Origin of the sequence: Fluviicola taffensis DSM 16823 (assembly GCF_943372375.1) — a bacterium.
In the GTDB taxonomy this organism is placed as follows: Bacteria; Bacteroidota; Bacteroidia; order Flavobacteriales_D; family Crocinitomicaceae; genus Fluviicola; species Fluviicola taffensis_A.
The window spans coordinates 129267-140604 of the sequence record NZ_CALRYJ010000013.1; the positions used below are offsets into that span (position 1 = coordinate 129267).

The following is an 11338-nucleotide window of genomic DNA, read 5'->3' on the forward strand; positions in this document are numbered from 1 at the left end:
ATAGCTGGAATTACTTCAACGGAAACTTCAGCGAAAAGGTCGTACCCTTACCTAATTGACTTTTCACCTGAATCGTTCCTCCATGTTCCTCAACAATCAGCTTCACATAATAAAGTCCCAATCCAAAGCCTTTGACATCGTGCAGATTTCCTGTTGGAACACGGTAAAATTTATCAAAAATCATCTTAAGGTCTTCCCGTTTCATTCCGATTCCGTTGTCACTTATGGACAAATAGAAATTCTGAGCATCATCCCAGGTCCGTATGACAATTTGAGGCACTACATTACAGTATTTCACCGCATTATCAAGCAAGTTATAAATGACGTTGGTAATATGAACCTCATCCATCATCAAGGTTTCCTTTGTTGCATCCAGAACCAATTCAATTTCACCTCCCTGATCGGTTTGATTGATATCAAAGCTTTCCTTCGCTTCCAAAATCAAATCATGAATGGAACAGGATTCTTTCTTCAATGTCAATTTTTCACGATCCAGCTTCGCAACATTCAATACGCGTTCCACCTGGTTTTCCAAGCGTTTATTTTCCTTGTAGATAATCTCCGCATAGCGATGCAGGCGATCGGGATCTTCCTTGAAATCCCCTCGCAAAAGCAGTTCACTTGAAAGACCAATGGTCGAAATCGGGGTCTTCAATTCATGCGTCATATTGTTGATGAAATCCGTTTTCACTTCCGAAAGTCTTTTCTGTTTCAGAATGACATTCAGCGTGAATACAAAGAATAAGAACAAGAGTAACAAGATAATGACCAAATAAAACCACGGATAAAAATCCGTTTTGGCCACATCAATCGTCGTTGAACTTACATTCGGAAACAAAACCGTGAAATAATGTCCGTCATTCTTCCATTTCAACTGATTGGATGTCTTCCCGACCGAATCATTGTTTGTTACGGAGTAGGACGCATCCTTGGTGTACTTAATGAGATTCCCGAAGACAATCGAATCCGAGTAACAATCATAAATCCCATAAACGAAATCCTGATTCAAACTTTGATTGTCGAATTCCCTTTTCAGCAATTGCTCCAAATAGTAAGGATGCAATTCCTCTTCAATATCCACTGAAAAGTAATTTGGACGGATCTGCTTTACGGCACCATACAAATTGGCGCTGATATCGTCTTTTGTATTGAGTTGTTCCAGCACATCTCTCAATGCAATGTGCGCTCTTTCTGAAAACTGCTTCAGATTCAGACTGTCTTCCCGTTCCTGGATCTGAACCGTCAACCTTTGTGCTTCTGTTGTTTTGTGAATCCAGAACAATTGAATACTCAGAACACTCAGCAAAGAGAGTATCCCCAGAATAATTACGGTATTGATTGTCTTACGATTCATCTATAATTGAAAAGGGATTTCGACTACGCTCAATCACCTTTTCTAAATAACCTAAGGGCACTGAGCGGAGTCGAAGTGTCTTTATTAATATGCTTCCATTGAAGGATCCACTTCTTCAATCCAGGCTAAAATTCCACCTTCCAGATTGTATAAATTCGTGTAGCCATGGTTTTGCTCTAAAAAGGAAATCACATTTGCGCTTCTTTTTCCGGAACGGCAATGCACAACTACCTTTTTGTTTTTATCGATCTGACCGAATTCAGCCGGAACTTCATTCATTGGAATCAACACACCATCCAATGTACAAATCTCATTTTCGTATGGTTCACGCACATCGATCAATTGAAAATCTTCATTTCCATCTCTCCATTCTTTCAATTCTTTAACTGTAATGCTTTTCATAGTTTATTTTTATAAAATAAGTTCAAAGGGGTGAAAAGTTAAAACTCAAATCCTTTTCCAGAAAAAAAGCGACCAAATTGATCGCTTTACAAAATTACGGAAAAACGGCTATCGAACATATTCCTTTTCAAGCTGTTTCAACGATTCCTATTTTTTTCCAAATACTTTCTTCAGTAAGTCTGTTACTTGAGCAGCCGGATCTTTGCGGATCTTTGCTTCTTGCTCACTAATTAGCAACATCAATCCATCAATTGCTTTCGCTGTAACGTATGCTTCCAAGTCCGGATTCTGTTTTGTAACCAATGGGATCTTGTTGTATTTGGTAACCAATGGAGTCCAATATTCTGTAACACGCACCTTTTCCATTGCTGTTTTCACAATTGGTTTGAATTTCTCCGTCAAGGAAGCCGTTGTTTTTTCACGCAAATAATGAGTAGCCGCCGTGTCACTTCCGTTCAGGATAGCAAAACCGTCACCAACTGACATTCCTTTAACTGCTCCGGCAAATACGTCGAAAGCACTTTTTGCTGCTTCTTCAGCGGCGCGATTCACCGATTCCTCGAATTGCGTAACCTGGCTTTGCATTCCCAATTTCACCAATTTATCTTTCATTTCATTCGCTTCAGCAGGCCATGGAATGAAAATTTTAGCATTCTTATAAAAACCGTCTGTCACACCTGCTTTACTAGCTGCTGTTTTTGCACCGGTTGTCAATGCTTCACGCAAACCGCTCACCACCTCATCGTTGCTTAAGGGACTTTGGGACGAAGAGGATGACGTAGTTAATTCTTTCCCTTTTGAAACCATTTTTCCTAAGGTCTGTGCAGTTGTCAAATAACTGGTACTGATAAACAATGCAATTGCAATACTGATTTTCATATTATGTGTTTTAAGTCTTTACTAATCTGCTGTTGCAGATATTTATCGAAAGCAGTGCTTTCTCTTGTTTTTAACGTTTGACTATACCAAAAATTGTTCCATAAAAAGTAAGGGTGGAAAATTGTTCCACCCTTACTTTTTTATTTAAAATCCTTGCACTCCATTGACAGTGGTGTACTTCAGGATGTTTTTCTTATCCGGATGAATAAGTGCAAATGCAGATTGAACTGCTAATGTTCCTTCATGGAAACCACATAGGATCAGCTTCAGCTTATTCTCATAGGTATTGACATCACCAATTGCATAAATTCCCGGAATATTTGTCGAGTAATCCAGCGTATTTACCTTGATTGCGTTTTTCTCAATATCCAATCCCCAATCAGCAATCGGACCCAAAGATGGCTTCAGACCAAATAATGGAATGAAATGATCTGTTTCACGAATAATTTCTCCCTGGGTATTGTGATGAATTTTCACATGTGTTAATGCGCCATTTCCTTCCACACCTACCACTTCCGCTTCCGTGATCAGATTGATCTGACCGTTCTCTGCCATATCGATCACTTTTTGTACCGAATCCAAATGACCGCGGAAAGAAGCACTTCGATGAACCAAAACAACTTCTTTCGCGATTTTCTTTTCAGCCAAGAAGATCGACCAATCCAATGCGGAATCTCCACCTCCTGCAATTACACAGCGTTTCCCCCGGTAAAACTCAGGATCTTTGATGATGTATTCGATTCCTTTATCTTCGAAATCCGCCAGATTAGAAATAGGTGGTTTTCTCGGCTCAAAAACTCCTAATCCACCTGCAATCATAACAATCGGAGCTGTGTGTTGGGTCCCTTTTACCGTTGTAACAATGAATTTTCCATCTTCTGTCTTTTCAATCGTCATTGCTGCTTCACCCAAAGTGAACCCGGGCTTGAAAGGTGCTGCTTGCTCCATCAGATTATCAACCAGATCTCCTGCTAAAACAGATGGAAATCCGGGAATATCATAAATCGGTTTTTTCGGATAAATCTCAGAACACTGCCCACCAGGCTGAGGCAATGAATCAATCAAATGACAACGCAATTTCAACAATCCCGCTTCAAAAACGGTAAAAAGTCCAACCGGACCGGCACCAATTATAATTATATCAGTTTCAATCATTATTCCTATTAAAAGTGCTGTAAAAATAACGATTGTTTCTCAGATAGTCATCGCTAAAAAATGGTAAATCAATCCGCTTTATTCACTCTTTCTGATAGACATTTCAACTTCAAACTATGAGATCTACTCTCTGAAAGAGGGGGATTATTGACTTTACATTTGTTTATTTATTATTTTCAGAAAAAAAATACCACATGAAATCAATCACACTCTTAACCATCATCCTATTCAGCTTTTTTTCACAAGCTCAGGATCAAGAAATCAAAAACTGCATTTATTCTCTGCTCACTGTTAAGGGAAAGCAGAACCCAAAGGAATTCCCAATGGATAACGATCTGAATTACCTTCAGATAGAAAATGGGGAAGCGGTCATCAATTATCGCAGCCGAGGCAAAGTCACTTTTCATCAAGGAGTGGTAAAAAATTATGCCGTAACGAAATCGGAAACAGGAGAAAAAACCAGTTTTTACCTTGCTCCCACCGGTCTGGGAAGTAAAACGATCAATCTGGAGATTTCCCCTTTAGAAAATGGTCAATACCAGATCCATCTTTTCGATAAATTGGGTTCTTTGGACACTTTTCTAACAGCCGAACTCTCTAACAAAGATATTTTCAAGTAGTCATAAGAGAAGCTTTGCTATTTTTGTTGAAAGCATTCAAGTGATTAGAGCAGGAGAAAAGCGGTTTTTAGATTTCGTTAAAGAGCATTCCATCATCATTGGAATTCTTCTTCTGGCACTATTGCTCAGATGTTATGACCTCTTTTCCATTCCTTACACACATGATGAACTAAGTGGTCTGTTACGTACCCGATTTGATTCCTTCGGAGAACTCATCGCTAAAGGAGTACAAGTGGATGGTCACCCGGCTTTCGTTCAGGTTTTTCTTTATTATTGGACCAAATTGTTCGGCACTTCGGAATGGATTGTAAAGCTGCCCTTCATTCTTTCGGGTGTTGGAGGCGTTTATTTCGCCTATAAAATTGGAAAGCGTTGGTCGAATGTGACGGTTGGTCTGATTGTAGCAGCCATTCTCGCAACAAGTCAATATCCACTCATGTATAGTCAGATTGCCAGACCATACACTTCCGGATTTTTCTTTACTCTGCTATTCGCCTATCATTGGGGAGAAATCGTCTTCTTTAAGAACTATGCCCGCAAACACCTCATTTGGTTTCCGATTGCAGCTGCACTTTGTGCCTATAATCATCATTTCAGCATGCTCACAGCAGGATTGATCGGATTATTCGGCATCGCTTTTACCTACAAGGATTTCTTGTGGAAATACCTACTTCTTTGTTTGGCAGCCGTTATTTTGTATTCTCCTCATTTCACTATTTTGTCTGCACAACTCAAAATGGGAGGATTGTCCGGCTGGCTGGGTAAACCTGATCCTTCATTTTTACTGCATTACATTGAGTATATTTTTCAGTTTTCTTCAGCTTTACTGGTTATTTATGCACTCATTATTCTATGGACGCGCATTTCCGGAAAGTCGGTCAAACGAAGTTCAAAAGCTATTCTATTCTCAGGAATTCTTTTCTTTTCCGTTTATTTCACCGGTTACTATTATTCCATCTGCGTGGCACCGGTCTTACAGACTTCTGTTTTGATCTTTGCTTATCCATTTTTGTTGCTTTTCCTATTCGGCTGGGCGAAAGAGCAAAGCAAACGGATGAATCTGATGCTTGTCCTGGCAATTGTTTTGGTGAACTCCTTCGTTCTCATTTTCCAACGCCAGCATTACACGGTGTTCTACAAAACTCCGTTCAAACATTTGTTTACCGGTATTGATGATGTATACAAAACAGGACCTAAGCCCGGTTTTACACTCATTTTTTCAGACGAACCCAAAACGCGCTTTTATGTAGAAAAAGGTGAATTACGCATTCCGGAACCGCATTTATTCATAACCGTCCCGGAGTTTACGGAGAAAGACCTGGAATTGCTGCTTGAAAAAGAATCAGCATCTCAATATTTTTATTTGGCTGCCACTTCTTCCCTTCCTCCAACTTACCGGGCAATTGTCCTCCAAAAGTATCCACACATCATTTGGCAGAAGAATTATTTCTCTGCGTCTACTCTTTTCCTGGAAAAAGGGAAACCAAGCGAAAAACCGATTGCTGATATAGCCAAAAACAAAAATCTGTTTAACGGATACAATCCAGGGAAATGGTATAACAACGCTTATCACTTCGAAAAAGACGAAGAATGGGGACCCGGTTATTCCAAATCATTGGAAGAATTGGTGAAAAGACCCTCGGATCTGGTGGATGTGGTGGTGACCTTGAAACTTTCTGATCTGAAACAAGATCCCTTATTGGTTCTTAACGTGCAATCGAAGGATTCGATTATCCACTATCTTTCCAGCTCCGTATCGCAGCACCGAATCAATCTGAAGGATAGCACCGTTACCTTGGTCCAATCGATCAAGTTCATTGATTTGAAATATCAAAAATTCGAGAAACCATTCCTGAACACCTATGTTTGGAACCGCGATAAAAAACCAGTCAAAATCATATCGTTTCAGGTTATTTACAGAAAAGATAATCCGCTGACGTATGGACTTTATGAACCGATTGTAGAATAATTACGAATTACTTGTTTTACATTTTTTTCAATTGATTATCCGTATTCACATTTTTGAGAAAGATTGTTTGAACACCAGGTTATTGGACATTAAGCCTTCCCAGTTAACAAAAAGTGTATTTAAAAGCATCCAAACCCAGTAAAAACGAGTGTTAAATCCTTAACCTTTTCATACTCTATCTATGCTCTATCCATGCTCTATCCATGCTCTATCTATACTTGACCCATGCTTGATCCTTAGAATAACAAAACTCATGGATTATTTAATATTTTTAAAAGCTTTTCGAGCAATGCTTATTACACAATTTTGAGAAAAATTTCAAAATTCGACATTCGTAATTAATGAATGTATTTCTTCGCAAACTCCCACAAGACAATTCCTGCGCAAACAGAAACATTCAAACTGTGCTTGGTTCCAAATTGAGGAATTTCAATGATATAATCGGATGCATCAATCACCGATTGGTCCACACCATCTACTTCGTTTCCAAAAACAAGTGCAAATTTCGAATCATTCAAGTTGGAGATTTCATGCAGCAAAACCGTTTTCTCTGCCTGCTCGATACTGCATACAGCGATTCCTTCCTGCTTCAATTCCGAAACGAGCGTATCGATATCTTGTCGGTATTCCCAATCGATCGTATCTGTTGCCCCCAAGGCAGTTTTATGGATTTCACGATGTGGTGGTTGAGCCGTAATTCCACACAAATAAATCTTCTCCACATTGAAGGCATCGGCAGTCCGGAAGAAAGAACCGATGTTATTCAGGCTGCGGATATCGTTTAAAATAAGGATGAGTGGAAATTTATCCTGACTCTTGAATGCCTGTTCATCTACCCGATCAAGCTCCCACAATTTCAATTTACGGTTCATGCCGCAAAAATACCGATTTACACCAATTGTTTTTGTTTAACTCTTTTGAATCATTTATATTCACTTCATGAAAACCATCCTAGCATCCATTTTATTGATGACTTTTTCCAAGTCATTAGTTGCTCAATGTCCAACGGCAGGCAGTGATACTATCGTAACTTATTGCAAATATGAACCCTTTGATTTGACTGATCTGCGATCAAACGATGCAGATTTGGGCGGAATATTCATAGACCCGAATGGTGATACCGTTACCATTACAAGTATGTCTATCGCTTTTCCGGGACAATACCATTTTTTTTATAAAGTATCCGACGTAAGTTGTCCAAGAGACTCTGCCGAATATACCATAAACATCTTCACTTGCGAAAACGGTGGAATCTCTGAAACAATATTGGAAAGCCACGCGCTAATTCGATCTAATCCTGTGAATAACGAATTGGAGCTATCTGATTCACTAGTTGATCTATTAGAGATCTACGAAACTTCAGGACGCCGGGTCTTACTGTTTTCGACCAATCAATCCATCATTGATATTTCGCAGCTTGAGAGCGGAAATTATATCCTGGTTCTTGAAAAAAGCGGAATCAGGCAATTTCAACGTTTCATTAAATATTGAAGGATATAACCGGTTATGTTGAAAACTAGTACCCATAAAATTCCTTAAACTCAAAGTTCGCTTCGTATTTTTGGCCTGAACGAAACATATTCACGTGTCAAAAAAAGAAAAAGATCCCGCGGAAACGCCTTTGATGAAACAATACAATCAAATTAAAGCAAAGCATCCACAAGCTTTATTGCTTTTTCGTGTTGGAGATTTTTACGAAACATTCGGAGAAGATGCCGTTACCGCATCAAAAACCCTGGGAATTGTATTGACCAAACGTGGAGCTGGATCTCCTTCGGAAGTTGAACTGGCAGGATTTCCACATCATTCACTGGAAACTTATCTTCCGAAATTGGTTCGCGCCGGACATCGTGTGGCGATTTGCGATCAACTGGAAGATCCGAAAATGACCAAAACAATCGTAAAACGTGGAGTAACGGAATTGGTAACTCCGGGTATTGCATTCAGCGACAAAATTCTGGACGGTCATCACAACAACTTCCTCGGAGCAATCCATTTCGGGAAAGACATTCATGGAATTTCATTTCTGGACGTGTCGACCGGGGAATTTTTCACCGCACAGGGAAATACGGAATACATCGATAAATTGATCCAGGGTTTCGAGCCCAGTGAGATCATCTATCAAAAAAATAAACATTCCATTTTTCAAGAATTATTCGGAACCAAGTATTACACTTTCCGCTTAGAAGATTGGGTTTTCACCCCTGACTTTGGAAAAGAGAAACTAACGGGGCATTTTCAAACCAACTCCATGAAAGGATTTGGGATTGAGGATTTGGATCAGGGAATTGTTGCCGCAGGTGCCATCCTTCATTATCTAGGTGAAACGCAGCACGATAAATTGGGACATATCACCCAGATTCAGCGCATTGAAGAAGAAAAATTTGTTTGGCTGGATCGCTTCACCATTCGAAATCTGGAATTGATCAGCCCTTTGAATGAAGGCGGAAAAACATTGTTCGACGTAATCAACGGAACTAAAACCCCGATGGGTGACCGGTTGTTGAAACGTTGGATCGTGATGCCTTTGAAGCTTACCGAACAAATCAACCTGCGGATCGATGCTGTTGAGGATCTGACCCAAAAACACGCTCTTCGCGCAGAAATAGAACATGAGCTGAGTGAAATAGGCGATATGGAACGCCTGATCTCCAAAGTAGCTGTCGGAAGAATTCACCCGAAAGAATTGCGCGTGCTATCACGAATATTGGAGCACATGACTCCATTGCGCGACGCATGTTCACAAAGTACAAGTGATTTATTGACCCAACTTTCCAAACGCATTGAACCTTGTGAGGAATTCATCCAGTTGGTGGAGAAATTTGTACTGAAAGATCCTGCAGTGATGCTAGGAAAAGGTCCTGTCATTGCAGACGGGGTTCATTCCGAATTGGATGAATTGCGTGCCATTTCCGAAAGTGGAAAGGATTATCTGGAAGCCATGCAGGAACGCGAATCCGAAAAAACAGGAATTCCGAGCTTGAAGATCGCCTTCAACAATGTTTTCGGATATTACCTGGAAGTTCGGAATACCCATAAGGACAAGGTTCCGGAAGAATGGATCCGCAAACAGACCTTAGTAAGCGCAGAACGATACATCACCCCTGAATTAAAGGAATACGAAACCAAAATTCTCGGAGCGGAAGATAAAATTGCTGCAATAGAAGCAAAAATGTATTTCGAATTGGTGCAAAAACTGGGAGCTTTCGTTGGACAAATCCAGCGGAATGCTTACCTCATCGCACAACTCGATTGCCTTACCGGATTTGCGGATTTGGCTATTCGCAAGAATTATGCGAAACCAACCGTCAACGATAGTTTTGTCATTGATATCAAGAATGGCAGACACCCGGTTATCGAAGGTCAGCTAAAACCCGGCGAAGTCTATGTTCCAAACGATGTTTATCTTGACAAGGAGGAACAACAAATCATCATGATCACAGGACCGAACATGTCGGGAAAAAGTGCTTTGCTTCGTCAAACCGCTTTGATCGTACTGATGGCACAGATGGGAAGTTTCATTCCCGCCGACACCGCTATTCTGGGAATCGTCGACAAGGTATTCACCCGCGTTGGTGCCTCCGATAATATTTCCTCCGGCGAGTCTACCTTCATGGTGGAAATGAATGAGACTTCGAGCATTTTGAACAATCTTTCCGACCGCAGCTTGATTTTATTGGATGAAATAGGTCGCGGAACGAGTACCTATGACGGAATCTCCATTGCCTGGGCAATTGCTGAGTACATCCATGAATTTCCACAAGCAAAAGGGAAAACATTGTTTGCGACGCATTACCACGAGCTGAATGAGATGGCAGTTCAATTTCCACGAATCCACAATTACAATGTGAGTGTGAAAGAAGTCGGGCAAAAAATCATTTTCCTACGCAAATTGGTGGAAGGTGGAAGTGAGCACAGTTTCGGAATCCACGTAGCGAAATTGGCAGGTATGCCGAACAAGGTAATCCAACGCGCTGAGTTGATGCTTCAACAATTGGAATTGAACAATCGCTCGAGTGAAGTACAGACGCTCAAAGAAGTGGTTGTGCAAGCCGGACAATCAAATGACATGCAACTGAGCTTTTTCCAGCTGAACGATCCCGTTTTGGAACAAATTCACGAGCAGTTAATTTCCATTGACATCAATACTTTAACACCTGTTGAAGCACTGATGAAGTTGAACGAAATCAAGAAACTCACTGGAGGTTAGATTAAACATCCTTCTTGATTTTGATTTTAACTCAACAGAAATCGATATGTCTCACCTTCTTATGTGATACAAAAGAGCACTTTTTTTATTTTAACCACACAGGAACATAGGACACTTAGCTTTCTATTCTTGGAGGTTTCGATATAGTTCATTGACAAGAGTCTTCTGACCTTCCCGAAAAATATTCATACAGTTGAAGTTAATAAGAACTCCCTTAGGGGAATCCAAAAGTTTCATATAGGTTAATAACTGAGCTTCAAAGATTGGTTCAATCTCTTTCACAGCCTTCAGTTCGACTACAATTGTGTTTGCAACATATAAGTCACATCTTAATACAGTTTCTAATCTTTGTTCCCCATAAAATATAGGGACAGACATCTCAGTCCTGAATGGAATATTCCTATTGGTTAATTCTATCTTCATGCATTCATGATAGATGCTTTCAAGCAAACCGGGTCCCAAATTATTATGAACATCTATTGCAGCACCGATTATATCATAAGTCAGTTGATTCAAACAAGATTTTGTCATAGTATGTGAATAATGATTATATACTTAATATAACAAAAAAACATTATAAAACCTATTGTGCCCTATGTTTCTCCTATGTTTGTATCAGTTATTACTTTTATAGAAAAGTGAAAAGGAGCGAGAACACATATGTGCCTAAACAATCCTTGAGATATGTTCACACATAGATATCGTCTCCTCCTTTTTTATCTCTTAGAGTTTAAACAGAATGTAAGGAA

The 11338-nt window shown here is 39.9% G+C and carries 10 protein-coding genes; 4 read left to right on the forward strand and 6 right to left on the reverse strand.

The genetic code is table 11. The features are described 5' to 3' along the window. Positions 1–10: 10 nt before the first annotated feature. The 4 genes from AAG807_RS16510 to AAG807_RS16525 all read right to left on the reverse strand — a co-directional run bounded on the left by AAG807_RS16510 (position 11) and on the right by AAG807_RS16525 (position 3790). Entirely contained in the window at positions 11–1354 is a 1344-nt protein-coding gene (locus AAG807_RS16510; RefSeq protein ID WP_341906332.1) for a HAMP domain-containing sensor histidine kinase, read from the reverse strand. Positions 1355–1438: 84 nt separating this feature from the next. After that, a complete protein-coding gene (locus AAG807_RS16515) occupies positions 1439–1756 on the reverse strand; it encodes a rhodanese-like domain-containing protein (RefSeq protein WP_341906334.1) in 318 nt (105 codons plus the stop codon). Positions 1757–1903: 147 nt separating this feature from the next. Continuing rightward, a complete protein-coding gene (locus tag AAG807_RS16520) occupies positions 1904–2635 on the reverse strand; it encodes a DUF4197 domain-containing protein (protein WP_341906336.1) in 732 nt (243 codons plus the stop codon). 144 nt (positions 2636–2779) lie between these two features. Continuing rightward, a complete protein-coding gene (locus AAG807_RS16525; RefSeq protein WP_341906338.1) occupies positions 2780–3790 on the reverse strand; it encodes an NAD(P)/FAD-dependent oxidoreductase in 1011 nt (336 codons plus the stop codon). Between the two features lie 194 nt (positions 3791–3984). On the opposite strand from AAG807_RS16525, the gene AAG807_RS16530 reads away from it, so the two are divergent. Both AAG807_RS16530 and AAG807_RS16535 read left to right on the forward strand, forming a co-directional pair. Next, a complete protein-coding gene (locus tag AAG807_RS16530; RefSeq protein WP_341906340.1) occupies positions 3985–4410 on the forward strand; it encodes a hypothetical protein in 426 nt (141 codons plus the stop codon). A gap of 40 nt (positions 4411–4450) precedes the next feature. Continuing rightward, entirely contained in the window at positions 4451–6379 is a 1929-nt protein-coding gene (locus AAG807_RS16535) for a glycosyltransferase family 39 protein (protein ID WP_341906342.1), read from the forward strand. 338 nt (positions 6380–6717) lie between these two features. Here AAG807_RS16535 and AAG807_RS16540 read toward each other — a convergent pair whose 3' ends face one another. Continuing rightward, positions 6718–7251, reverse strand: coding sequence for an RNA methyltransferase (locus AAG807_RS16540; RefSeq protein WP_341906344.1), 534 nt, complete (start codon positions 7249–7251; stop codon positions 6718–6720). A gap of 67 nt (positions 7252–7318) precedes the next feature. On the opposite strand from AAG807_RS16540, the gene AAG807_RS16545 reads away from it, so the two are divergent. Beyond that, on the forward strand, positions 7319–7870 hold the full coding sequence (locus tag AAG807_RS16545) for a T9SS type A sorting domain-containing protein (protein ID WP_341906346.1): 552 nt from the start codon (positions 7319–7321) through the stop codon (positions 7868–7870). 94 nt (positions 7871–7964) lie between these two features. Continuing rightward, positions 7965–10589, forward strand: coding sequence for a DNA mismatch repair protein MutS (gene mutS, locus AAG807_RS16550; protein WP_341906348.1), 2625 nt, complete (start codon positions 7965–7967; stop codon positions 10587–10589). A gap of 123 nt (positions 10590–10712) precedes the next feature. Here the strand turns inward: mutS and AAG807_RS16555 are convergent, their stop codons facing one another. Beyond that, a complete protein-coding gene (locus AAG807_RS16555) occupies positions 10713–11105 on the reverse strand; it encodes a GxxExxY protein (protein ID WP_341906350.1) in 393 nt (130 codons plus the stop codon). Positions 11106–11338: the final 233 nt, after the last annotated feature.

Excerpts from the sequence above, each read along its gene's own strand:
- AAG807_RS16545 (WP_341906346.1), top strand. The coding sequence starts at position 7,319 with ATGAAAACCATCCTAGCATCCATTTTATTGATGACTTTTTCCAAGTCA.
- AAG807_RS16515 (WP_341906334.1), bottom strand. The coding sequence starts at position 1,756 with ATGAAAAGCATTACAGTTAAAGAATTGAAAGAATGGAGAGATGGAAAT.
- AAG807_RS16520 (WP_341906336.1), bottom strand. The coding sequence starts at position 2,635 with ATGAAAATCAGTATTGCAATTGCATTGTTTATCAGTACCAGTTATTTG.
- AAG807_RS16530 (WP_341906340.1), top strand. The coding sequence starts at position 3,985 with ATGAAATCAATCACACTCTTAACCATCATCCTATTCAGCTTTTTTTCA.
- AAG807_RS16540 (WP_341906344.1), bottom strand. The coding sequence starts at position 7,251 with ATGAACCGTAAATTGAAATTGTGGGAGCTTGATCGGGTAGATGAACAG.
- AAG807_RS16525 (WP_341906338.1), bottom strand. The coding sequence starts at position 3,790 with ATGATTGAAACTGATATAATTATAATTGGTGCCGGTCCGGTTGGACTT.
- AAG807_RS16510 (WP_341906332.1), bottom strand. The coding sequence starts at position 1,354 with ATGAATCGTAAGACAATCAATACCGTAATTATTCTGGGGATACTCTCT.